This window comes from Nocardiopsis sp. M1B1 (assembly GCF_052466615.1).
The window spans coordinates 447,619-469,740 of the sequence record NZ_CP196194.1 but is presented as its reverse complement, the minus strand read 5'-3'; the positions used below and the strand labels follow the sequence as shown (position 1 = coordinate 469,740).

Sequence of the window (22,122 nt, the reverse complement as noted above, 5' to 3'; positions counted from 1 at the left end):
TCAGGCCTCCCTCAGGTGCAGGAGCAGGGCTTGGGACGGGTTGAGGTTGGGCAGTTGCACGCCCGAGCGGGTGAGCACCGCCCCCGACACGGCGGCCCCGCCGTCGGCGAACCACTCCGGGAGCACGCGCTGCATCGTCGAGGGGGCGCCCGCCTCCGGTCGCCACGTCAGGCGGTAGACGCGGTCCTCGCGCAGGCCGGGCAGCCGGACCCGCCCCGGCAGGGCGCGGACGGAGGTGGCCAACCGGGCGTAGCGGAACACCGCCTCGCTCCCGTCCGGGGCGACCACGCCGTCGAGCTGTTCGGCGGGGTCGGGCGCGTCGGCGTGCACGGCCTCGCCCGAGTGCAGCAGCGGGCGCAGCTCCTTGTACAGCGCGATCCAGGAGGTCAGCGCGGTCAGCTCGTCGTCGGTGCAGCGGGTGACGTCCCACTCGATCCCGGCGTGGGACAGCAGGCTGGTCAGGCAGCGGAAGGACAGGTCGGCGTCGCGGCCGGTGGTGTGCGCGGTGCGCCCGCCGACGTGGCTGCCGACCAGTTCGGGCGGCAGCAGCAGGGAGGTCCAGCGCTGGACGGCCAGCCGCTCCAGGGGGTCGTTGGTGTCGGAGGCCCACACGCGGTCGGTGCGCTCCAGGATCCCCAGGTCCACGCGGCCCCCGCCGGAGGAGCACGACTCGATCTCCAGGCCGGGGTGCCCGGCGCGCAGCCGGTCCAGCAGCGCGTAGACGGCCAGGGTCTGGCGGTGCGTCCCGGCGGCTCCGGTGGGGGCGTGCACGGGTTCGAGCAGGTCGCGGTTGTGGTCCCACTTGAGGTAGTCGGGACGGTACTCGGTGACCAGCGCGTCCAGGTGCTCGAACACGTACCGGAAGGCCTCGGGGCGGGACAGGTCCAGGAGCTGCTGGTTGCGGCTGGGCGGGGCCGGGCGCCCCTCGGCGGTCAGGAACCAGTCGGGGTGGGCGCGGGCCAGGTCGGAGTCGGGGTTGACCATCTCCGGCTCCACCCACAGCCCGACCTGCATGCCCAGGGAGCGCACGTGGTCGAAGAGCGGGTGCAGGCCCTCGGGCCACACCCCGGTGTCCACGGTCCAGTCGCCGAGTCCGGCGGTGTCGTCGCGGCGGCCCCGGAACCAGCCGTCGTCCAGCACGAACCGCTCCACGCCGATCCGCGCGGCGGTGTCGGCGAGCCGCGTAAGGGCGGCCAGGTCGTGGTCGAAGTAGACGGCCTCCCAGGTGTTGAGCACCACCGGGCGCGGGGCGCGGGGGTGGCCCGGCCGGGCGCGCAGCCAGCGGTGGATCCGCGCGGACATCCCGTCCAGCCCCCGGTCGGACCAGGAGAGGAACACCCACGGGGTGGAGTAGGAGTCGCCTTGGTCGAGGCGGACCTCGCCGGGGTGGAGCAGTTCGCCGCCCGCGAGCACGGCGTCGGCCTGCCCGGCGCCCTCGGGCAGGCGTTCGGCCAGGTGGACGTGGTCGCCGCTCCAGGCGGTGTGCACGCCCCACACCTCGCCGTGGCGGAACCCGAACCCGGGGGTGCCGGCGGCCAGGACCAGCGCGGCGTCGTGCCCGGTCCGGCCCCGGCGCGAGGCGCGCAGGCGGGTGCCCGTCGTGAGTTCCTGGCGCTGGGGGGAGCGCTCGCGGCACCAGCGGCCGGTCAGGTCCAGGACCTCGCCCGCCTCGCGGGGCAGGGGCAGGGTGACCCGCAGGGCGTCCAGGGTCCACGGCGCGGCGTCGGTGTTGGTGACCGTGTTGCGGGCGCGGACCAGTCCGGAGGCCTCCATGCGCAGCTCGCAGCGCAGTGCGATTCCCGCGGCCTCGGCCAGGACGGTGAGGGCGCCGCCCACGCCGGGGGCGGCGTCCTCCAGCGGGTCCACCAGGACCTCGCGCACGGTCCAGTCGGGGAAGGTCGCCCGGCCCTCGTGGTGCCCGGAGATCCCGGGGTGGCCGCGCCAGCCCTCCCCCTGGACGGGCACCAGGGACAGCCGCTGGGGCTCGTCGACGTCGTTGTGCGCGGCGGAGGGCGCCGCGGCGGCGGCCAGCCCCTCGGCGTCGGACAGGTCGGCGCCCCAGTGCAGGACGTGCGGGAGTCCGGTCTCGGGCACGGCGAGGACCAGGGCGGTCCCCGCCGCGCGGAGGGCCAGGGCGGTCCCCGCCGCGCGCAGGCTGATGGTGCGGTGGGTCATCCCTTGCTCGCTCCCAGGGTGAGTCCGGCGACGAAGTGGCGTTGCAGCGCGAAGAACACGACGAGCGTGGGCAGGGCGACGATGATCGACCCGGCCGAGAGCAGGTTGTAGTCGACGAAGAAGGCGCTCTGGAGGTTCTGGAGGGCGGTCGTGATGGGCAGCTTGTCCCCGCTGGACAGCAGCGCCAGCGCCCAGAAGAAGTCGTTGTAGATCCAGGTGACCAGGAGGGTGGCCAGGGCCGCCAGGCTCGGGCGGCACAGCGGGAGCACCACCCTCCAGTACTGCTGGAAGACCGACGCCCCGTCCACCCTGGCCGCCTCCAGCAGGGAGGCGGGCATGGCCTTCATGAAGTTGCTCAGCACGAACGTGCAGAACCCGATCTGGAAGGCGGTGTGGATGAGGACCACGCCGATGTGGCTGTCGTAGAGGGAGCCGGACTCGCTGATCCAGTACGGCAGGGGGATGGAGGTGTAGAGCCGGAACAGCGGGACGAGCAGCGCCTGGGCCGGGAGCAGGTTCGCGGCCAGGAACACCGCGAGCATCGTCAGGTTGAACCCGCGCGAGTAGCTGGAGAGCACGAAGGCCGCGCAGGAGGACAGGAACAGGGTCAGCAGCACGGCCGGGGCCGTGATGACCAGCGAGTTCCAGAAGTAGCCGGGCAGCTCGCCCTCGTTCCACGCCCGCGCGTAGTTGTCCAGGGTGAACCCGCCCAGGGACAGGTAGCCGTGCAGGGCGGTGTACTCGTAGTCGCGCAGCGAGTTGACCAGCGCCCACAGGATGGGGAAGAACCAGGCCAGCGCGGTGGCGCCGAGGAAGGCGTGCAGCACCAGCCGGGCCGGGCGGATCCTGCGGCGGCGGTGCCGTCGGGGAGCGTCGGGGAGGGTCGTGGCGGTCACCGGTAGGCCCCTCTCAGCATGGTGGACACGTAGACGACGATGAACACCAGCGAGATCACCAGCATGACCACGGCCAGCGCCGAGCCGAAGCCCACCCGGCTGGCCTCGCCGATGACGTTGGAGGTCACCAGCGCCGAGATCAGCTCCAGGCCGTTGCGGCCGCGGTTGATGATCCACACGATGTCGAAGGCGCGCAGCGCGTCGATGACGGTCACGACGAGCACGACCAGGTTGATGGGCAGCAGGGCCGGGAAGACGACCCTGGTGAACGTGCGCACCGGCCCGGCGCCGTCGATGGCGGCGGCCTCGCGCAGGGACGGGTCGACCGCCTTCAGCCCGGCCAGGTAGAGCAGCATGATGTAGCCGGTGTGCCGCCATCCGGCCGCGACCAGGACCGCGTACAGGTTGATCTCGGGGTCGCCGAACCAGTCCACGGGCGGAACGTCGGCGACCACGGCGAGGAAGGCGTTGAGCAGCCCCTGGTCGCGGGAGTAGACGAGCTGCCAGATGAACCCGACCAGGGCCAGCGACAGCACGACCGGCATGTAGAAGACGCTCCGGTAGACCGAACCGCCGCGCAGCTCGCGGTCGAGCAGCACCGCCAGGAACATCCCCAGGAGGGTGGGGACCGCGAACAGCGCCACCAGCCAGACCAGGTTGTTGCGCAGCGCCGGTGCGAAGGGCGGGTAGATCGTGAACGCGTCCGTGTAGTTGCGCGTCCCGATCCACTCGATGGTGTCCAGGCCGCCGATGCCGTCCCATCGGGTGAAGGACAGGGCGACCGTGGCCATCGCGGGCAGCCAGACCAGGCCCACCACGAGCAGGGCGGGCACGCCCAGCATCAGGCCGAGGGCGATCCGGTCCCCTCGGCTGTGGCGCATGCTCCCGCGTGCGCGCGGGGACCGGCCGGGCGGGGCCTGTGCGGACCCCGGGGTCGGGTTTCGAGGCGGTGAGGGGGCGTTCGACACCACACCTGCTCTCCCTTCTGGTTCAGCCGCCGAAGATGGAGACCTTCTGGCGCTGGATGCTGGCGGTCAGGTCGGCGATGTCGTCCGGCTGTTCGAGGAAGCGCTGGAGCGCGGGGATCATGACGACGGACGCGAAGTCGGGACGGGTGTCCCGGTCCATGTACTGGGTGAGCGCTCCCGCGTTGGCGACCATGTCGTTGACCTTGGCGTCGAGGGCGCTGAACCCGCTGGTGTCGGCGTCCAGGTGGGTGGGGAGCGCCTGCGGGTCGATGGCGGTGTAGATCTCCTGGGCCCGGAGTGTGCCCAGGTGCCCCACGAGTTCGCGGGCCCCGTCGGGGTTGCGCGGGTCGCCGGAGAGCATGAACCCGTCGATGGGCGCCTCCACGGCGTCGGCGCCGATCGCGGGGTCGAACTCGGGGAAGGCGAAGCAGTCCAGGTCGTCCAGGTCCTCCCCCTCGGGGAAGACGTGGGTGATGAACATGCCGCAGAGCATCATCCCGGCCTCGCGCCGGACCAGGGCGGTCTGCGCCTCGTTGATCCCCCGGCCCAGGGGGTCGGGCTGGTGGTGGGGCAGCAGCTCGGCCCAGGTGCCGAAGACGCTCCTGACCTCGGCGGAGTCCCAGGAGTGGTCGCCGTTGAGCAGCTCCAGGTGGAACTCGGGGCCGTTCAGCCGCAGGTTGAGGTGGTCGAACATGCCCATCGCGGGCCAGCCCTCGCGGATGCCCGAGGCGAGGGGTTCGAGCCCGTCCGCGCGCATGCGCACGCACAGCTCCTCGAACTCCGCACGGGTGGCGGGGACCTCGTAGCCGTGCTCCTCGAACACGCTCCTGCGGTGGAAGACCGCCCAGGGCGCGGTGGAGTCGGGGACGATGTACTGCCTGCCGTCGTCGGCCGTGCACAGCCTGCGCACCTGGTCGGTGAAGACGTCCCCGAAGTGGCGGTCCCAGACCTCGGAGACGTCGCTGATGAGGCCGCGTTCGGCGAAGAAGCGCGTCCGGTAGCCCGCGAACCAGCCGATGACGTCGTCCGGAGTGCCCTGGAGGTAGTTGTTGATGCTCTCCTGGAAGGCGGTGGACTGGAAGGTGTTGACCTCCACGGTCAGCCCGGAGTCCGCCTCGAAGAGCCCGACGCTCTCCGCGACGGCCTCGCGCTGGGCGGGGTTGGCACGGTTGGAGGCGAGGGTGACCAGGTCGGGGTCACCGCGCCGGCCCGCGCCGCAGCCCGCCAGGGCGGGCAGGGCCAGCAGCGTTCCGGCTCCGGCCAGGCCGCGCAGCAGGGTGCGGCGCCCCAGGCCCGGCGGGTCCGGTGTTCCCGGCGGGGCCTGAGGCCCTGGCGGGCCGGGCGTTCCCGGTGGTCCGTGGTACATGGGGGCCTCCTTCGAACGGGGGCGAACTGATGTGAAGGCGGTCACACGAACGTTTTAATATGTTCGACACGCACCCCCGCCCTGTCAACAGGTCCCAACGTTTTCCAACAGTTTTCCGGCGGAAGGACGGGTACCATTGACACCGGAGGGGAACCTGGAACACTGGATTCAACAGATTCCCACATTTTCAATCATCCCTGGGGGGCGGATGCTGGCTGCGCAACGGCAGGAGCTGATCCTCGAACAGGTGCGGCGCAGCGGGGCGGTGCGGGTGGCCGACCTGGTCGAGAGCCTCTCGGTGTCGGACATGACCGTGCGCCGCGACCTCGACGCCCTGGAGAGCCGGGGCGAGGTGCGCAAGGTGCACGGCGGTGCCGTCGCACCGGAGGGCGCGCGCACCGAGGAGCCCGGTTTCGAGGCCAAGTCCACCCGCCAGGAGGACGAGAAGCACGCCATCGCGCGGGCCGTGGCCGAGTTGGTCGAGCCGCACAGCGCCGTGGGCCTGTCCGCGGGCACCACGACCGCCACCGTCGCCGAGTACCTCGCCGACACACCGGGGCTGACGGTCGTCACCAACTCGCTGCGCGTGGCCGAGGTGTTCCACCGGGCCGCGCGGCCCGACCAGACCGTGGCGCTCACCGGCGGCTTCCGCACGCCCTCCGACGCGCTCGTGGGCCCGCTCGCGCTCGCCTCCGTGCGCGGCCTCAACCTGGACGTCCTCGTCCTGGGCGTGCACGGCATGCAGGAGCGCGCCGGGTTCACCACGCCCAACCTCATGGAGTCCGAGACCAACCGCGCCCTGGTGGAGGCCGCCGCCTCCCTCGTGGTCGCCGCCGACCACAGCAAGTGGGGCACGGTCGGGATCAGCACCATCGCGCCGCTGGACCGCTGCGACGTGCTGGTCACCGACTCCGGAACCGACCCGGCCGTCCGGGCCGCGCTGACCGAGCACGTGGGCCGCCTGGTGGTCGCCGACGTGCGACCGAGGAAGAGGGAGGACGGATGAGGAGGACCTCGGCCCGGCTGGCCGACGGCCGCGAGATCGTCTACTTCGACGAGGGCGACACCGCCCGCGAACCCGCGCCCGACCTGCGCGAGCTGCCCCCGTCCGCGACGGGCGCGGAGATGCGCTTCGACCCGCTGCTGCGCGAGTGGGTGGTGGTGGCCTCCCACCGGCAGGGCCGCACCCACCTGCCGTCCAGCCACGACTGCCCGCTGTGCCCCTCGGCGGAGGGGCGCCTGACCGAGGTCCCGGCCGCCTCCTACGACGTGGTCGCCTTCGAGAACCGCTTCCCCTCGCTGGTGCGCGACGACGGCCGCGTCCTGGAGGGGGTCGGGGAGCTGGAGCCGTCCCGGCGCGTGGCCGCGGGCCGCTGCGAGGTCCTCGTCTTCGGCTCCGACCACGACGCGTCCTTCGCCGACCTGGGCCCCGAGCGGGCCCGCACGGTCATGGCCGCCTGGATCGACCGGACCGAGGCGCTGTCGGCGCTGCCGGGCGTGGAGCAGGTGTACTGCTTCGAGAACCGGGGGCCCGAGATCGGGGTGACCCTGCACCACCCGCACGGGCAGATCTACGCGTTCCCCTTCGTCACCCCGCGCACCCGGCGGATGCTCGACTCCGCCGAGGAGTACCGCGGGCGCACCGGCGGCTCACTGTTCGCCGACGTGCTGCGCGCCGAGCAGGAGGCCGGTATCCGGGTGGTGGCCAGGACCGAGCACTGGACGGCCTTCGTCCCGGCCGCGGCCCGCTGGCCCGTGGAGGTGCACCTGTACCCGCACCGGCAGGTGCCCGACCTGCCCGCGCTGTCGGAGGAGGAGCGCGAGGACTTCGGCCTCCTCTACCTGGACGTGCTGCGCCGCTTCGACGCGCTCTACGACGCGCCCCTGCCCTACATCTCCGCCTGGCACCAGGCGCCCGTGCGCGACCGGCGTGACCTGGCCCACCTGCACCTGGAGCTGTTCTCGGTGCGGCGCGCGCCGGGCAAGCTCAAGTACCTGGCCGGAACCGAGTCCGGCATGGGCGCGTTCATCAGCGACGTCGCGCCCGAGACCGTCGCCGAGCGGCTGCGGGAGGTCGCGCCGTGAAACTGCTCGTCACCGGGGGCGCCGGGTACGTCGGGAGCGTGGTGACCGCCCTGCTGCTGCGGGCGGGCCACGCGGTGACCGTCCTGGACGACCTGTCCACCGGGCACGCGGACGCCGTCCCCGAGGGGGCCCGTCTGGTGGTGGCCGACGTGCGCGAGGCCGCCGACGTGCTGGACCCGTCCGTGGACGCCGTGCTGCACTTCGCCGCCAAGTCCCTGGTGGGCGAGTCGGTGGCGGACCCGGGCAAGTACTGGCACACCAACGTGTCGGGGACGCTGGCGCTGCTGGAGGCCGTGCGGCGCCACGGCGTGGGGCGCGTGGTGTTCTCCTCCAGCGCCGCCGTCTACGGCGACCCCGCGGGCGACGCGCCGATCCGCGAGACCGACCCGGCGGCGCCCACCAGCCCCTACGGCGCGAGCAAGCTCGCCGTCGACCACATGCTGGAGTCGTGGGCCGCGGCGCACGGTGTCGGCGCGGTGAGCCTGCGCTACTTCAACGTGGCCGGGGCGCACCTGGGCTTCGGGGAGCGGCACGAGACCGAGACGCACCTGGTGCCGAACCTGCTGCGGGTGGCCGCCGAGGGGGACGGGCACGCCAGCGTGTTCGGCACCGACTACCCGACCCGGGACGGGACGGCGGTGCGCGACTACCTGCACGTCGCCGACCTGGCCGACGCGCATCTGCGCGCCCTGGAGAGCGTGCGCCCGGGCGTCTTCCGCGTCCACAACCTGGGCACCGGCGGCGGGCACAGTGTGCGCGAGGTGATCGAGGCGGTCCGGCGGGTGACCGGCCGCCCGGTGCCCGTGGTGGACGGCCCGCGCCGGGCGGGCGACCCGGCCGTCCTGGTCGCAGCCAACGACCGGGCACGCCGGGAGCTGGGCTGGACGCCGGGGCGCACGCTGGACGAGACCGTCGCCGACGCCTGGGAGTTCGTCCTGGCGCGGCGCGGCACGGCCTGACCCCCATCGCACAGCAGGAAGGCAGGACCTCGTGGACGACGTGACGACCGCGTTCCACTCGGCGTTCGGGTACGGGCCCGAGGGCGTGTGGACCGCGCCGGGGCGGATCAACCTCATCGGCGAGCACACCGACTACAACGACGGGTTCGTGCTCCCCTTCGCCCTGCCCCACGCGCTGACGGCCTCGGCCGCGCGGCGGACGGACGGGCGGGTGCGGCTGGTCTCCCGGCAGTCGCCGCGGGAGTACGCGGCCCCGGTGGACGACCTGGTCCCCGGTGCGGTGGAGGGGTGGGCCGCCTACCCCGCCGGGGCGCTGTGGGTCCTGCGGGACGAGGGCCGCGCGGTGGGCGGGCTGGACCTGCTGGTGGACAGCACGGTCCCGAGCGGGGCGGGCCTGTCCTCGTCGGCCGCGCTGTCGTGCGCGGCCGTCATGGCCGCGGCCTCCCTGTACGGGGCCGACCTCGCGCCGGGCGAGGTGGCCCGGCTGGCCCAGCGGGTGGAGAACGACTTCGTGGGCATGCCCTGCGGAATCCTGGACCAGTCCGCGTCCATGCTCTCCACCGAAGGGCACGCCCTGTTCATGGACACGCGCACCCTGGAGACCGAGCAGGTGCCCTTCGACCCCTCCTCGGACGGGCTGACCGTGCTGGTGGTGGACACCCGCGCCCCGCACCGGCACGTGGACGGCGCCTACGCCGAGCGCCGCCGCTCGTGCGAGGAGGCCGCGCGCGTCCTGGGGGTGGCGGCCCTGCGCGACGTCACCGACCTTCCGGGCGCCCTGGCCGCGCTGCCCGACGACGTGTCCCGCCGCCGGGTGCGCCACGTGGTGACCGAGAACGAGCGGGTGCTGCGGGCCGTGGACCTGCTCCGGTCCGGTCGCGTCCGGGAGGTGGGACCGCTGCTCACCGCCTCCCACGCCTCGCTGCGCGACGACTACGAGGTGAGCGTGCCCGAGGTGGACACCGCGGTGGACGCGCTGCTGGCCGCGGGCGCGCTGGGTGCCAGGATCACCGGCGGCGGCTTCGGCGGGTGCGTGGTCGCCCTGGTGGAGACCGAGCGCGTGGAGGCCTGCGGGAAGGCGGTGCTGGAGGCCTACCGGGCACGGGGCTTCGAGGAGCCGGCCGCGTTCGGTGCCCTGCCGTCCGCGGGGGCGCGCCGCCTGCACCCCTGAGGCGCCGGGCGGGGAGCCGCGGGCGGTCGGCCCCGCCCGGGATTGTGGGAGCGCTTCCATGGACAATGGTGAGACGGTGGACACAAGGGACGAGGGAGCACGCATGGGACTCAGGTTCGGTCTGCTGGGCACCGGCTACTGGGCCGCGGAGACGCACGCCGCGGCGCTGGACGCCCACCCCGGCGCCACCCTGGCGGGGGTGTGGGGGCGCGACGCGGCCAAGGCGGCGGCGCTCGCCGAGCGCTACGGGACCCGGGCGTACGAGGACTTCGAGGCGCTGCTGGACGACGTGGACGCCGTGGCGATCGCGCTGCCGCCCCACATCCAGGGCGACCTGGCCCTGCGTGCCGCCCAAGCGGGCAAGCACCTGCTGCTGGACAAGCCGCTGGCGCTGTCGACCCTGGCGGCGGACGCGGTGGTCGCCGAGACCGAGGCGCGCGGGCTGGCGTCCGTGGTCTTCTTCACCAGCCGCTTCTCGGACAACGTGGTGGAGTTCGTGGAGTCGGCCGCGGCGGAGGGCGGCTGGCACGGCGTGCGGGCGACGCTGTTCGCCTCGATCTTCGAGCCCGGCAACCCCTACGGCGGCTCGCGCTGGCGCCGCCAGAAGGGCGGCCTGTGGGACGTGGGCCCGCACGTGCTGTCGCTGGTGCTGCCCGTGCTCGGCCCGGTCACGCAGGTGATGGCGATGGCGGGGCCGCGCGACACCGTGCACATGCTCACGCGGCACGAGAGCGGCGCGGTCGGCTCGTTCGCGGTGACCGTGGACGCCGCACCCGAGGCCAAGGCCTTCGAGGTCGTGCTGCACGGCGAGCGGGGCTGGGTGCCGGTGCCCGGCGGCGACCGGAGCCCGGTGCAGGCTTTCGGCACGGCGGTCGACCGGCTGCTGGCGCAGGTGGAAGGGGAGGTCGGCGACCCCTGCGACGTGCGCTTCGGCCGGGAGGTGGTGGCCGTACTGGAGGCCGCCGAGGCCTCCGTGCGCCTGGGTCGGGCCGTGGGTGTGGACGAGACCCTCGGTTAGCGGCACGGGACGGCGCCGCCCGGAGGCGGACCCCACGGGTCGGCCTCCGGTGCGGCGGCGGTGCCTCTCCGGACCTCGTCGGCTGCCGGATCAGGCGGTGCGGCCCCTGGCTCCCCTGGAGTAGAAGCCGTCGGCGAGGTAGACGATCGCCGCGGCCACCAGCACCTGGATGATCAGCGTGATGATCCATCCGGCGCCGAAGAGCCCCGCGGCGATCCAACCGCCGATGAAGGCGGCCACGATGCCCAGGACCAGAGTCAGCCAGATCGGCAGGTGCTGTTTGCCGGGGACGATGAGGCGTCCCAGTGCGCCGACGATCAGGCCGACGATGATCGCACTGATGATTCCGGTGATCTCCATCTGTTCCTCCCGGATGTTGACGCCCTCACCCCCTGCCCGCTCGGTGACGGCGAAAACACGCGGGACACGCGCCCGGAACCAAGGCTTTGCGCGTTCCGTGCCCGGCCATGGCCTGGTCGGCTACCAGCTCGTGACCGCCTGGAGGGCCAGGGCGAGGAGGCCGCGCGTGATGGACTCGGGCATCGGCCGGTCCACGCGCAGGGCGGCGTAGAGGACGGTCATCGGCAGGGCCGCCAGGGCGGCGGCGGACAGGAGCGCCACGCCCTCGGCCAGCGGCGCGACGAGGTCCCCCGCGGCGATCACGCCGAGCGCGGGGTCGGCCGTGAGCGCGGTCAGGGCGGCGACCCCGAGGGCCAGGGCCGCCACGACCAGCGCCGTCGTCCAGAGCACCCGGTGACCGCCGAGCCGGCGGGTCAGCGCGCGGCCGAGCACGTGCAGCGGTTTGACCACGAGCCACAGCAGCACCGGTGCGAGCAGGAGGCTCGCGAGCAGCACGGAGGCCATGCCGTCCCGGGGGACCGCGAGCGCGCCCATGGAGTGCGCGGTCGCCAGCACCACGAACACCACGGCCCAGGTCAGCGCGTAGACGCCGAGCGCGATGAGGCTGCGCGTGCGCAGCACGCGCCTGCGCGCGGTCGAGAACTCCTCCCGGGGCGGGCTCCCTGTTCCGGCTGTCCTGGCGGTCGCGTCCACAACCCTGGCCTCTCTCCTCGGGGGCACCGGCTCTCCTCGGCCGCGGCTCCGGCCCCGCGGCGCGGGGGCGGGGGTGCCCGACAGCGGATGCGACGCGCGCGCGGACCGGACGGTTCTGCCCTTCGCAGAACGCCCGCGGACGCACTCCCCCGCGGGTCCGCCGCGGCGTAGGCTCGTCGGGTGAGACCGTCGCGCACGACAACCGTGGAGGCCCGATGACCGACGTCCTGAGTTCCCTGGACGAGGCCCGTGCGGGCAGGCGCGCCGAGGAGCCGCCGGAACCCCTCATGCGCGACCTCATCGGCGACCTGCTGCGGCGCATCCGGACCGAACAGGGCCGCACGCTGCGCGACGTGGCCGAGGACGCCCAGGTCTCGCTGCCCTACCTGTCCGAGATCGAGCGCGGGCGCAAGGAGGCCTCCTCCGAGGTGCTCGCCGCCGTCTACCGTTCCCTAGGACTGAGCCTGTCCGACGTGCTGGGCGAGCTGTACGAGCGCACCGTGCCAGCCCGGCTGACCCGGACGGGCACCGGTCTGGGCGACTACCGGCCCGCCGCCGCACCCGCCCACCAGGCCCGGGTCCTGTCCCTGGCCGCCTGAGGGCGGCAAGGCGGAGCGTAGGAAGCGGAGGCCCAAAGGGGTACCGTTCGGGCGCCCGCGGGGTTCTGGAGGTACCGGACGTGCGATCGCGAGGAACGAGCCATCGCACGGGAGGTACCGAAGGTTCCCGCTCTCCGGGCGCCCGAACACGGGCCGAAGCGAAGCGGAGGCCCAAAGGGGTACCGTTCGGGCGCCCGCGGGGTTCTGGAGGTACCGGACGTGCGATCGCGAGGAACGAGCCATCGCACGGGAGGTACCGAAGGTTCCCGCTCTCCGGGCGCCCGAACACGGGCCGAAGCGAAGCGGAGGCCCAAAGGGGTACCGTTCGGGCGCCCGCGGGGTTCTGGAGGTACCGGACGTGCGATCGCGAGGAACGAGCCATCGCACGGGAGGTACCGAAGGTTCCCGCTCTCCGGGCGCCCGAACACGGGCCGAAGCGAAGCGGAGGCCCAAAGGGGTACCGTTCGGGCGCCCGCGGGGTTCTGGAGGTACCGGACGTGCGATCGCGAGGAACGAGCCATCGCACGGGAGGTACCGAAGGTTCCCGCTCTCCGGGCGCCCGAACACGGGCCGAAGCGAAGCGGAGGCCCAAAGGGGTACCGTTCGGGCGCCCGCGGGGTTCTGGAGGTACCGGACGTGCGATCGCGAGGAACGAGCCATCGCACGGGAGGTACCGAAGGTTCCCGCTCTCCGGGCGCCCGAACACGGGCCGAAGCGAAGCGGAGGCCCAAAGGGGTACCGCCCCCGGCTCCGAGCGGTCCCCTAGGCGGCGGTCCTCCCCGCCGCCGGGTGCGCCTGGCGGGTGGTGATGATCCCGTCCACCAGGCCGTACTCCTTCGCCTGCTGAGCGGTGAAGATCTTGTCCCGGTCGGTGTCGGCGCGCAGCCGCTCCTGCGTCTGCCCGGTGTGCCGGGCCAGGATCTCCTCCACCTGCGAGCGGACCCGCAGGATCTCCTCGGCCTGGATCTCCAGGTCGGCGGCCACGCCCTGCCCCTCCCCGGAGGGCTGGTGCAGCAGCACCCGCGCGTGCTCCAGGGCCGTGCGCTTGCCCGCCGTGCCCGCCGCCAGCAGCACCGCCGCGGCGGAGGCCGCCTGGCCCATGCACACCGTGGCCACGTCCGCGCGCACGAACCGCATGGTGTCGTAGATGGCGGTCAGCGCGGTGTTCGAACCGCCCGGCGAGTTGATGTAGAGCTGGATGTCGGTCTCGCTCGACTCGTAGTCGAGGTGGAGCATCTGCGCCATCACCACGTTGGCGACGTCGTCGTCGATCGGCGTGCCCAGGAAGATGATCCGCTCCGACAGCAGTCGGCTGAACACGTCGAAGGACCTCTCGCCGTGGGGCGTGCGCTCCACCACCATCGGCACCGTGTAACGACCGCTCACCGGTCCTCCCCCTTCACGTACGTGGCGAACCCGGGCGCTCCGGCGCCCAGCCGGATACCGCCGCCGTCCATCTCCGCGACCGACGCGACCACGTGGTCGACGAACCCGTACTCCCTGGCCTCCTGGGCGGTGAACCAGGCGTCGCGGTGCTGGTCCCGGGAGATGGTCTCCTCGGTCTGGCCGGTGTGCTTGGCGATGAGCCGCACCATGGTCTGCTTGGTGTGCGCGAGGTTCTCGGCCTGGATGGCGATGTCGGCGGCCGTCCCGCCCAGGCCCCCGGAGGGCTGGTGCATCATGATCCGCGCGTGCGGCAGGCTGTAGCGCTTGCCCGGCGTGCCGACGCAGGCCAGGAACTGGCCCATGCTGGCCGCGAACCCCATGACCAGGGTGGACACGTCGTTGGGCACGAAGTTCATCACGTCGTAGATGGCCAGCCCGGCGGACACCGAGCCCCCGGGGCTGTTGACGGCCAGCGTGATGTCCTTGCGGGGGTCCTCGTCGGCGAGCAGCAGGATCTGCGCGCACACGCGGTTGGCGCTGGCCTCGTCCACCTGCGTGCCCAGCAGCACGATGCGGCTGCGCAGCAGGCGCGCGGCGAGCTGGTCGTCGAAGGCACCGCCGGAGGTCTCGTCCGAGGCGGCGACATGGGTCGGCATGGCACTCTCCCTTCCCCGGCCCCCGTGGGCCGGTGATCCCAGCCTGCGGCGGCGGGTAGGGAGACTTCCACCGTTTCGGCCCGGGGCAGATCTGCCGACGGCAGAGGCCCCGCGGACAGGGACTCCGGGCCCGTACCGGGGACCCCGCGGGCCCCGGGCGCCTCAGGTCTCGTCGAGGGCCTCGCGCAGGTCGCGCAGCAGGGTGAGCACCATCGGGCGCAGCGACGGCCTTATGGCGTCGAACACCTGGCGCTGCTTGCGCTCCATGTCCCTGCGGCGGATCGCGAGCACCCGCTCGCCCTCCTCGGTGAGGGTCACCACGGTGCTGCGCTCGTCGCGCTCGGAGCGGCGGCGCGCCATCATGCCCTTGCGCTCAAGCTGTTGGATCATGCGGGTGGCGGAGGGGGACGAGACACCGACGATGTGCGCGACGGCGCCGACGCTGGGGGTGTCCATGCCGCGCACCGCCTCCATCAGGAGCGCCTGCGTCAGAGTGAGATCTTCGGCACCCCGGTGGCCGTGGCCGCTGCGTGAGCGGGCGTGGAGCGCCGCGTTGATGAGTTCGGTCCAGGCGCGCTGGAACTCCTCGAGCTCGGAACCGTGCTGCTCGGCACGGGGTTCGTGGGTCTCGTCGGGCACGAAACGGTCCTCGCATGCTGGGCGGGCACCGCGGGTCCACAATCCGCGCGGTGGTTTGACGTTTGTGTAGTCTAGCTATTAAATAGCTAAAGCACGCAAGTTCACATACATCCATGCCCCCACGAACCGTAGCGACACCTCTCGTCCACTGACCGGTTGTGGACACGGTGCGGGGCAGTGGACGTCCGTCCGACACCAGGGCGGGCCCGGACAGGTCCGGGAGGGGCGCATTGACAACAGTGCTGATCGCGCATTTCATCGCAGCTGCGATCGCGCCGTTACTGGCGCGCCAGTGGGGCCGTAACGCCTTCCTCGCGCTCGCCGTCGTCCCGGGTGTGTCCACCCTCTGGGCCCTCTTCCAGATCCCCGCGATCATGCGCGGCGAGACCCTCGCCGTCTCCGTCCCCTGGGCGCCGGAGTTCTCCCTCCGGCTCGGCCTGTACATGGACGCCCTGGGCCTGGTCATGACGCTCATCGCCGCGGGCGTGGGCGCGCTGATCCTGGTCTACTGCGCCCGCTACTTCGACGACTCCGAGCCCGGTCTGGCGCGCTTCGCCGGGGTGTTCGTTGCCTTCGCCGGGGCCATGCTGGGCCTGGTGCTGGCCGACGACCTCATCCAGCTCTTCGTCTACTGGGAGCTGACCACGGTCTTCTCCTACCTGCTCATCGGGCACAGCACGGAGCTCAAGGAGAGCCGCCGGGCGGCGATGACGGCCCTGACCGTCACCACCTTCGGCGGGCTGACGATGCTGGTGGGCATGATCATGCTCGGCGAGACCGCCGGGACCTACGTGATCTCCGAGATCGTCGCCTCGCCCCCGAGCGGCGCCCTGGTCAACGTCGCGCTCGTGCTCGTCCTGGTCGGCGCGATGTCCAAGTCGGCCCTGCTGCCGTTCAGCCTGTGGCTCCCCGCCGCCATGCGCGCCCCCACGCCGGTCTCCGGCTACCTGCACGCCGCGGCGATGGTCAAGGCGGGCGTCTACCTGGTGGCCCGCCTCACCCCCGCCTTCCACGACGTCGCCGTGTGGAAGTACACGGCCCTGTTCTTCGGCACGCTCACCATGGTCCTCGCGGGCTGGAAGGCGCTGCGCCAGTACGACCTCAAGCTGGTCCTGGCCTACGGCACCATCAGCCAGCTGGGCTTCCTCATCACCCTGCTCGGCGCCGGAACGCAGGCCGGCGCCCTGGCCGGGATCTCGATGCTCATCGCGCACTCGCTGTTCAAGGCGCCGCTGTTCCTGGTGGTCGGCGTCATCGACCACGGCACCGGCACCCGCGACCTGCGCGAGCTGTCCGGCCTGCGCTCGTCCATGCCCGTGACCTTCTGGACCACGGTCGTGGCGCTGGCCTCCATGGCGGGCCTGCCGCCCACCCTCGGGTTCGCCGCCAAGGAGCTGGCCTTCGGCGCCTTCGAGCACGGCGGCGGCGTCGACATCGCCGTCCTGGCGGGCATCGTCATCGGCTCCGTCTTCACCGTCGCCTACAGCCTGCGCTTCCTGTGGGGCGCCTTCTGGGACAAGGAGAACGTCCCCCCCACGCCGGTCCACGCCCCCGGCCCGCTCTTCCAGGCGCCCGCCGCGGCCCTGGCGGGGCTCGGCCTGCTCGGCGGCCTGCTCTCCACCCTCGTGGACCCCTTCCTCGCCGTGTACGCCGACACCGTCCCCGTCGCCGAGGGCGACTACGTCAAGCACCTGGCCCTGTGGCACGGCCTGGGGCTGCCCCTGCTGCTGTCGGCGGTGTGCGTCGCGGGCGGCCTGGCGCTGTTCCGGTTCCGCCACGAGATCGTGTGGGCGGGGACGCGGACCGCGCTGCCCGACGCCGACAGGGTCTACCGCCGGATGCTCGCCGCTCTGGAGAACCTGGCGCTCCAGGTCACCGGCGGCACACAGCGCGGTTCGCTGCCGGTCTACCTCGGCACCATCCTGATCACCCTGATCGTCGCCGCCGGGTGGTGGATGGTCAGCGGCCGGATCTGGGAGGGCGACTACCCCGCGGTGCGCCTGTGGGACAGCCCGGTCCAGATCATCCCGGTCGTGATCATCGCCGCCACCGCCCTGCTGACGCTGTTCGTGCGCCGCCGCCTGTTCGCGGTGATCCTCGTGGGCACCGGCGGCTACGGCGTCGCCGCCCTGTTCTACCTGATGGGCGCGCCCGACATCGCGCTCACCCAGTTCCTCGTGGAGACCGTCAGCCTGGTGGTCTTCGTGCTGGTGCTGCGCCGCTTCCCGGCCCGCTTCTCGGCGCCCGCGCTGCGCGGCCGACGGGTGTGGAACCTGGCCCTGGGCATGGCCACCGGAGTCCTGGTCGCCGCGATGAGCTGGTTCGCCCTGGCGGGCCGCCAGGAGCCCTCCATCTCGGCGGGCTACCCGGCCGCGGCCGAGGAGGCGGGCGGCTACAACATCATCTCGGTCCTGCTGGTCGACGTCCGCGCCTGGGACACCATGGGCGAGATCTCCGTTCTCGCCGCCGCGGCCGCCGGTGTGGCCAGCCTGATGTTCGTGCGCCGCCGCGCCCAGCCACGCAAGACGCCGGGCGGTCTGATGGCCCTGTCGGTCACCAAGCCGCCCGAACCCGGTGACGGCCAGCGCGGCCTCGACCTCGGCGGCCTGCGGTTCGCACCCCGCACGATGCACATCGAACCCCGGTGGAAGCACACCTGGCTGCCGGGTGCCGACGCCCTGCCCACAGAGCGCCGGTCGGTCATCTTCGAGGTCGTCTCGCGCTTCCTGTTCCCCGTGATCATGGTGATCTCGGTGTACCTGCTGCTGACCGGCCACACCGCGATCGGCGGCGGCTTCGCCGGCGGCATCGTCGCGGGTCTGGCGTTCATCGTCCGCTACCTGGCCGGGGGCCGGTTCGAGCTGTACGCCACCGCGTGGGTGCAGCCGGGCGCGCTGATCGGCACGGGCCTGGCCGTGGCCACCGGTACCGCGCTGGGCGGGGCGATCTTCGGTACCGACGTCCTGGCGGGAGGCGACGCCTACATCGACTTCTGGATCCTGGGCGAGGCCCACGTCACGGTGTCCCTGCTCTTCGACTTCGGCGTGTACCTGCTGGTGATCGGGCTCATCCTGGACATCCTGCGCAGCCTCGGCGCCCGCATCGACGAGCAGATCGAGCGGGACGCCGCGCACGCGGAGTCCAAGACCGGACTCACCGAGCGCCCCGAGGAGGTCATCTCGTGAACGAGTCGCCCAGCCTGCTCCTCGTCATCGTCATCGGCGTCCTCGTCGCGGTCGGCGTCGTGCTCCTGCTGGAGCGCAGCCTCACCCGCGTACTGCTCGGCTTCATCGTCATGAGCAACGGGGTCAACCTGCTGATCCTTTCCATGGCGGGTGAGCCCGGCGGTCCGCCGATCCTGTGGCTCACGGACCCGGAGGAGATGACCGACCCACTGCCTCAGGCGATGATCCTGACGGCGATCGTCATCACCCTCGGCATCACCGCGTTCCTGCTTGCCATGGCCTACCGGAACTGGCAGTTGGAGGGCAACGACGAGGTCCAGGACGACGCCGAGGACCTGCGTATCGTCCAGGGCGAGGGTCGCCGCGCCGTGCGCCAGCGCTTCCTCAAGGAGCGCCGCAGGCTCCAGGCCGACATCCGCCGCCAGCGGGCCGAGCTCCAGGCGACCATCGCCACCGCCGACGCACGCGAGCTGGCCGAACAGGCCCGCATCAAGGCGGAGATCGCGCGGGCGCAGGCCGAACTGGCCCGCTACGAGCTGGAGGCGGAGGACAGCGCCCCCGACGAGCGGTCCCAGGAGACCATGCGCCGCCTGAGCGACCGCGCGGAGTCCATGAGCGCCCAGATCCAGGAGCTGCGCGGACGCATCCGCCAGGGGCGCAGGCGCCTGCGCGAGCACAGGCGGGCCGACCGCGCGGCCGAGCGCGAGCTGTGGCGCGAGCTGCGCCGCCGCATCCGTTCGCAGCGCCGCCAGGCGCGCCAGACCATGCGGGCCGAGCGCGAGCGCCTGGCCCGCGCCGAGGACAGCGACCTGCAAGGGAGCGAGTGACCATGGGGACGGACTACTTCGTCGGTCTGCTGCACTACTTCATCCCGCTGCCGGTGGTGCTCCCGCTGTTCGCGGCCGGGGTGAAGCTGGCGCTCGGCATCCGCTGGCCCCGCCTCCAGCAGGCGCTCAGCGTCATCTCGCTGGCCCTGGTGCTGGTCATCGGTCTCGTGCTGATGCTCGGCTCCCACGCCTACGGCCCGCAGGTCGTGCAGGTGGGCGGCTGGGAGACGCCGATCGGCATCACCCTGGTCGCCGACCGGCTCTCCGCTCTGATGGTCACGGTGTCGGCGGCGATCACGCTGGCCGTGCTGGTGTACTCCATCGGCCAGGGCATGGCGGGCAAGGCCGAGGTGGCGCCGCTGTCGGTGTACCAGCCGACCTACCTGATCCTGGTGGCGGGCGTCTCCAACGCCTTCCTGGCCGGGGACCTGTTCAACCTGTACGTCGGGTTCGAGATCCTGCTGACCGCCAGCTACGTGCTGCTGACCCTGGGCGGCACACAGTCCCGGATGCGGGCGGGCGCCATCTACGTCGTGGTGTCCCTGGTGTCGTCGGTGCTGTTCCTCATCGCCATCGCGCTGGTCTTCGGCGCGACCGGCACGGTGAACATGGCCCAGCTCGGCGAGCGGCTGCCCGAGCTGTCCACCGACCTGAGGGCGGTCCTCCAGGTCATGCTGCTGTTCGCCTTCGGCATCAAGGCAGCCGTCTTCCCGCTGGCCGCTTGGCTGCCCGACTCCTACCCGACCGCACCCGCGCCGGTCACCGCCGTGTTCGCGGGCCTGCTCACCAAGGTGGGCGTGTACACGATCATCCGCACGCAGACCCTGCTGTTTCCCGGCGAACAGCTCAACGACCTGCTGATGGTCGTGGCCCTGGCGACGATGATCATGGGCATCCTGGGCGCGGTCGCGCAGACCGACATCAAACGGCTGCTGTCGTTCACGCTGATCAGCCACATCGGGTACATGGTGTTCGGCGTGGCCCTGGGCAGCGAGCAGGGCATGGCGGGCGCGGTGTTCTACATCGCGCACCACATCACGGTGCAGACCACGCTGTTCCTGGTCACGGGCCTGATCGAGCGCCGGGGGGGCTCTGCGTCTCTGGACCACCTGGGCGGGTTGGGCAGGATAGCGCCGATACTCGCCGTCCTGTTCTTCGTCCCGGCGATGAACCTGGGCGGCATCCCACCGCTGTCGGGGTTCCTCGGCAAGCTCGGCCTGATCCAGGCCGGGGTGGAGGCGGGTACGCCCTTGTCCTACACCCTGGTGGGCGCGTCGGTGCTGACGAGCCTGCTGACCCTGTACGTCATCGCCCGGGTGTGGAACTACGCGTTCTGGCGCACGCCCTCCGAGGGCATGGTGGCCGAGCCCGGCACCGTACTGGAGGACACCGAGACCGACGACCCCTCCACCGCGGCCCTGGGCCCCGGCGAGGCGGTCGGCCCGTCCTCCCGGCTGAGCGACACCTCGACCGCGGCCACGCCCGTGGTCACGTCCGTCGCCCTGCCGAAGAGTATGGTCGGTGCCACGGTGGCGCTGGTGGTGTTCAGCATCGCCCTGACGGTGCTGGCCGGACCGCTGATCGAGTACTCCTCGGACGCGGCGGTCGAACTCCAGGCGCGCAGCCCCTACATCGAGGCCGTTCTCGGAGGCGACCGATGATCGACCTGCAGGAGAAGAAGAGGATCGGCCTGACCGCGCTGCGCAGGCGCCTGGGCAAGGTGCAGATCCCGGTCGCGCTCGGCATGACCCTGGTGTGGATGCTGCTCTTCGACGGCTTCCAGCTCCGCCGGGAATCCTTGGGCCTGCTCGTCCTGGGCTTCCTGGTGTCCGTGCTGATCATGCTGCTGTTCCCGCTGCCGCCGATCACCCCGGGCTTCCGTTTCCACCCGGTGAACCTGGTCCGGCTGTTCGTGCACGTGCTCGTCGAGATGGCGGTGGCCAGTTTCCAGGTCACCGTGCTGACCTTCAGGCCCGGGCAGGTGCGCAACTCGGTGGTGGCGGTGCGGATGCGCACCGAATCGGACCTGACGATGGTGAGCACCGCGATCGCCACCTCGATCATCCCGGGCACCCTGATCGTCGAGGTCAACCATCCCGAACGCATCCTGTACGTGCACATGCTGGGGGTGGAGAGCGAGGAGGCCGTCGAGCGGGGCCGCCAGGACATCTGGAAGCTGGAGAGGCGCTTCGTGATGGCGCTGGGCACCCGTGAGGACATCGCCGCGCTGCGGGCGGGCGGACCCGAGAACCTCGACGGAGAGGAGAGGTCGTGAACGCTCTGTGGATCGCCATCGGAGTCATGCTCGGCTTGGCGGCGCTGCTCGGTGTGACCAGGATGCTCATCGGTCCGGGCATCCTGGACCGGGCGCTGTCCGTGGACGTGCTGCTCGCCTCGGCGCTGACCGGCGTGGGCGCCTACGCGGCCTTCAACCGCGACCCCACGGTGCTGCCGACCCTGCTTGTCCTGTCCCTGCTCGGATTCGTCGGATCGGTCAGCATCGCCAAGTTCGTCGCCCGGCGGGCCCATGAGGAGCAGGAGCACCTCGCCACACCGACCGAGGCCCACCCGACCTCCGCGACGCCCACTGACGCGGTTCCCGAGTCGGAGCGGCAGGAGAAGGGGGAGACCTCGTGAGCGACCAGCTCGCCACCGTCCTGGACTGGGTGGCGATCCTTTGCATCCTGGCCGGGGCCATGCTCTCCCTCGTCGCGGGCGTGGGCCTGATCCGCTTCCCCGACCTGCTCTCACGCATGCACACCGCGGCCAAGCCGCAGATCCTGGGACTGCTGCTGGTGCTGGTGGGGATCGGCATCCGGCTGATCCCCGTGGAGACCAACGTCTTCAGCACCGGAACGCTGGTACTGGTGGCGCTCTTCCAGGTCGTGACGGTCCCGGTGGCGGGCCACATCACCGCCCGTGTGGGCTACCGGACCGGACGCATCGAGGAGAAGCTCATGGTCCGGGACGAGCTGGCCGAGCGCATGGAGGCCAGGCGCGGGAACGGCGACGGCGGACCGGACGGCGCTTCCCGGTAGACGGCGGGCGGTAGCCCGCACGAGGGCCCCGGGGGGCGGCTGAACCCGCCCCCCGGGGCCCTCGCCGCGTCCGCGCGGGGTCCGTGTGGGGTCCGGGCGCG

21 protein-coding genes are annotated in these 22,122 nt (G+C 72.3%); 12 read left to right on the top strand and 9 right to left on the bottom strand.

What is annotated here, in order from left to right:
• From ACSTA4_RS02100 to ACSTA4_RS02085, 4 genes are all read right to left on the bottom strand, one after another.
• A complete protein-coding gene (locus tag ACSTA4_RS02100) occupies nucleotides 1–2,175 on the bottom strand; it encodes an alpha-galactosidase (RefSeq protein ID WP_444962256.1) in 2,175 nt (724 codons plus the stop codon).
• Complete coding sequence (locus ACSTA4_RS02095; protein WP_444962255.1) at nucleotides 2,172–3,071, bottom strand: carbohydrate ABC transporter permease; 900 nt, start codon at nucleotides 3,069–3,071, stop codon at nucleotides 2,172–2,174. Before ACSTA4_RS02095 ends, ACSTA4_RS02100 begins: the two co-directional genes overlap by 4 nt.
• A complete protein-coding gene (locus ACSTA4_RS02090) occupies nucleotides 3,068–3,952 on the bottom strand; it encodes a carbohydrate ABC transporter permease (protein ID WP_444962254.1) in 885 nt (294 codons plus the stop codon). The genes ACSTA4_RS02095 and ACSTA4_RS02090 overlap by 4 nt, the downstream gene beginning before the upstream one ends.
• Before the next feature lie 109 nt (nucleotides 3,953–4,061).
• Complete coding sequence (locus tag ACSTA4_RS02085; RefSeq protein WP_444962253.1) at nucleotides 4,062–5,405, bottom strand: ABC transporter substrate-binding protein; 1,344 nt, start codon at nucleotides 5,403–5,405, stop codon at nucleotides 4,062–4,064.
• A gap of 208 nt (nucleotides 5,406–5,613) precedes the next feature.
• Between ACSTA4_RS02085 and ACSTA4_RS02080 the strand changes: the two genes are divergently transcribed.
• The 5 genes from ACSTA4_RS02080 to ACSTA4_RS02060 all read left to right on the top strand — a co-directional run bounded on the left by ACSTA4_RS02080 (nucleotide 5,614) and on the right by ACSTA4_RS02060 (nucleotide 10,638).
• The gene (locus tag ACSTA4_RS02080; RefSeq protein ID WP_212641754.1) at nucleotides 5,614–6,411 is read left to right on the top strand and encodes a DeoR/GlpR family DNA-binding transcription regulator; all 798 of its coding nucleotides are present in this window, start codon (nucleotides 5,614–5,616) and stop codon (nucleotides 6,409–6,411) included.
• Nucleotides 6,408–7,490, top strand: coding sequence for a galactose-1-phosphate uridylyltransferase (galT, locus tag ACSTA4_RS02075; protein ID WP_444962252.1), 1,083 nt, complete (start codon nucleotides 6,408–6,410; stop codon nucleotides 7,488–7,490). The genes ACSTA4_RS02080 and galT overlap by 4 nt, the downstream gene beginning before the upstream one ends.
• On the top strand, nucleotides 7,487–8,449 hold the full coding sequence (gene galE / locus ACSTA4_RS02070; protein ID WP_444962251.1) for a UDP-glucose 4-epimerase GalE: 963 nt from the start codon (nucleotides 7,487–7,489) through the stop codon (nucleotides 8,447–8,449). Before galT ends, galE begins: the two co-directional genes overlap by 4 nt.
• A gap of 31 nt (nucleotides 8,450–8,480) precedes the next feature.
• Nucleotides 8,481–9,620 carry a galactokinase gene (gene galK / locus ACSTA4_RS02065; RefSeq protein ID WP_444962250.1) on the top strand — a complete coding sequence of 380 codons (1,140 nt, stop codon included), beginning with the start codon at nucleotides 8,481–8,483 and terminating at the stop codon, nucleotides 9,618–9,620.
• A gap of 103 nt (nucleotides 9,621–9,723) precedes the next feature.
• Nucleotides 9,724–10,638, top strand: coding sequence for a Gfo/Idh/MocA family protein (locus ACSTA4_RS02060; protein ID WP_444962249.1), 915 nt, complete (start codon nucleotides 9,724–9,726; stop codon nucleotides 10,636–10,638).
• Between the two features lie 90 nt (nucleotides 10,639–10,728).
• Here ACSTA4_RS02060 and ACSTA4_RS02055 read toward each other — a convergent pair whose 3' ends face one another.
• Together ACSTA4_RS02055 and ACSTA4_RS02050 are read right to left on the bottom strand one after the other, a co-directional pair.
• Nucleotides 10,729–10,998 carry a GlsB/YeaQ/YmgE family stress response membrane protein gene (locus ACSTA4_RS02055; protein WP_274975967.1) on the bottom strand — a complete coding sequence of 90 codons (270 nt, stop codon included), beginning with the start codon at nucleotides 10,996–10,998 and terminating at the stop codon, nucleotides 10,729–10,731.
• 120 nt (nucleotides 10,999–11,118) lie between these two features.
• A complete protein-coding gene (locus ACSTA4_RS02050) occupies nucleotides 11,119–11,718 on the bottom strand; it encodes a hypothetical protein (RefSeq protein ID WP_444962248.1) in 600 nt (199 codons plus the stop codon).
• A gap of 188 nt (nucleotides 11,719–11,906) precedes the next feature.
• Here ACSTA4_RS02050 and ACSTA4_RS02045 point away from each other — a divergent pair, with 188 nt between their 5' ends.
• Nucleotides 11,907–12,290, top strand: a complete 384-nt coding sequence (locus ACSTA4_RS02045) for a helix-turn-helix domain-containing protein (protein ID WP_444962247.1) — start codon at nucleotides 11,907–11,909, stop codon at nucleotides 12,288–12,290.
• Between the two features lie 762 nt (nucleotides 12,291–13,052).
• Here the strand turns inward: ACSTA4_RS02045 and ACSTA4_RS02040 are convergent.
• From ACSTA4_RS02040 to ACSTA4_RS02030, 3 genes are all read right to left on the bottom strand, one after another.
• Complete coding sequence (locus tag ACSTA4_RS02040; RefSeq protein WP_017563239.1) at nucleotides 13,053–13,676, bottom strand: ATP-dependent Clp protease proteolytic subunit; 624 nt, start codon at nucleotides 13,674–13,676, stop codon at nucleotides 13,053–13,055.
• Nucleotides 13,673–14,332 carry a ClpP family protease gene (locus ACSTA4_RS02035; RefSeq protein ID WP_248773225.1) on the bottom strand — a complete coding sequence of 220 codons (660 nt, stop codon included), beginning with the start codon at nucleotides 14,330–14,332 and terminating at the stop codon, nucleotides 13,673–13,675. Before ACSTA4_RS02035 ends, ACSTA4_RS02040 begins: the two co-directional genes overlap by 4 nt.
• A gap of 162 nt (nucleotides 14,333–14,494) precedes the next feature.
• Nucleotides 14,495–14,971, bottom strand: a complete 477-nt coding sequence (locus ACSTA4_RS02030; protein WP_248773224.1) for a MarR family winged helix-turn-helix transcriptional regulator — start codon at nucleotides 14,969–14,971, stop codon at nucleotides 14,495–14,497.
• 239 nt (nucleotides 14,972–15,210) lie between these two features.
• Here ACSTA4_RS02030 and ACSTA4_RS02025 point away from each other — a divergent pair, with 239 nt between their 5' ends.
• The 6 genes from ACSTA4_RS02025 to mnhG are packed head-to-tail and all read left to right on the top strand — an operon-like array spanning nucleotide 15,211 to nucleotide 22,021.
• Nucleotides 15,211–18,156, top strand: coding sequence for a Na+/H+ antiporter subunit A (locus ACSTA4_RS02025; RefSeq protein WP_444964077.1), 2,946 nt, complete (start codon nucleotides 15,211–15,213; stop codon nucleotides 18,154–18,156).
• Nucleotides 18,153–18,983: a Na(+)/H(+) antiporter subunit C gene (locus ACSTA4_RS02020; protein ID WP_444962246.1), complete on the top strand. Its 831-nt coding sequence runs from the start codon at nucleotides 18,153–18,155 to the stop codon at nucleotides 18,981–18,983. The genes ACSTA4_RS02025 and ACSTA4_RS02020 overlap by 4 nt, the downstream gene beginning before the upstream one ends.
• Nucleotides 18,984–18,985: 2 nt before the next feature.
• Nucleotides 18,986–20,644 (top strand): Na+/H+ antiporter subunit D, encoded by a 1,659-nt coding sequence (locus ACSTA4_RS02015; protein ID WP_444964076.1) that lies wholly within the window; start codon nucleotides 18,986–18,988, stop codon nucleotides 20,642–20,644.
• Nucleotides 20,641–21,258 (top strand): Na+/H+ antiporter subunit E, encoded by a 618-nt coding sequence (locus tag ACSTA4_RS02010; RefSeq protein WP_444962245.1) that lies wholly within the window; start codon nucleotides 20,641–20,643, stop codon nucleotides 21,256–21,258. Before ACSTA4_RS02015 ends, ACSTA4_RS02010 begins: the two co-directional genes overlap by 4 nt.
• A complete protein-coding gene (locus ACSTA4_RS02005; RefSeq protein WP_444962244.1) occupies nucleotides 21,255–21,620 on the top strand; it encodes a monovalent cation/H+ antiporter complex subunit F in 366 nt (121 codons plus the stop codon). Before ACSTA4_RS02010 ends, ACSTA4_RS02005 begins: the two co-directional genes overlap by 4 nt.
• Complete coding sequence (mnhG, locus tag ACSTA4_RS02000; protein WP_444962243.1) at nucleotides 21,617–22,021, top strand: monovalent cation/H(+) antiporter subunit G; 405 nt, start codon at nucleotides 21,617–21,619, stop codon at nucleotides 22,019–22,021. The genes ACSTA4_RS02005 and mnhG overlap by 4 nt, the downstream gene beginning before the upstream one ends.
• Nucleotides 22,022–22,122: the final 101 nt, after the last annotated feature.

Bases quoted from the DNA above. Each gene is read 5' to 3' on its own strand.
- ACSTA4_RS02090 (WP_444962254.1), bottom strand. From the start codon at position 3,952: ATGCGCCACAGCCGAGGGGACCGGATCGCCCTCGGCCTGATGCTGGGC.
- ACSTA4_RS02035 (WP_248773225.1), bottom strand. From the start codon at position 14,332: ATGCCGACCCATGTCGCCGCCTCGGACGAGACCTCCGGCGGTGCCTTC.
- ACSTA4_RS02060 (WP_444962249.1), top strand. From the start codon at position 9,724: ATGGGACTCAGGTTCGGTCTGCTGGGCACCGGCTACTGGGCCGCGGAG.
- ACSTA4_RS02100 (WP_444962256.1), bottom strand. From the start codon at position 2,175: ATGACCCACCGCACCATCAGCCTGCGCGCGGCGGGGACCGCCCTGGCC.
- ACSTA4_RS02085 (WP_444962253.1), bottom strand. From the start codon at position 5,405: ATGTACCACGGACCACCGGGAACGCCCGGCCCGCCAGGGCCTCAGGCC.
- ACSTA4_RS02045 (WP_444962247.1), top strand. From the start codon at position 11,907: ATGACCGACGTCCTGAGTTCCCTGGACGAGGCCCGTGCGGGCAGGCGC.
- ACSTA4_RS02015 (WP_444964076.1), top strand. From the start codon at position 18,986: ATGGGGACGGACTACTTCGTCGGTCTGCTGCACTACTTCATCCCGCTG.
- ACSTA4_RS02010 (WP_444962245.1), top strand. From the start codon at position 20,641: ATGATCGACCTGCAGGAGAAGAAGAGGATCGGCCTGACCGCGCTGCGC.
- ACSTA4_RS02080 (WP_212641754.1), top strand. From the start codon at position 5,614: ATGCTGGCTGCGCAACGGCAGGAGCTGATCCTCGAACAGGTGCGGCGC.
- ACSTA4_RS02055 (WP_274975967.1), bottom strand. From the start codon at position 10,998: ATGGAGATCACCGGAATCATCAGTGCGATCATCGTCGGCCTGATCGTC.
- galT (WP_444962252.1), top strand. From the start codon at position 6,408: ATGAGGAGGACCTCGGCCCGGCTGGCCGACGGCCGCGAGATCGTCTAC.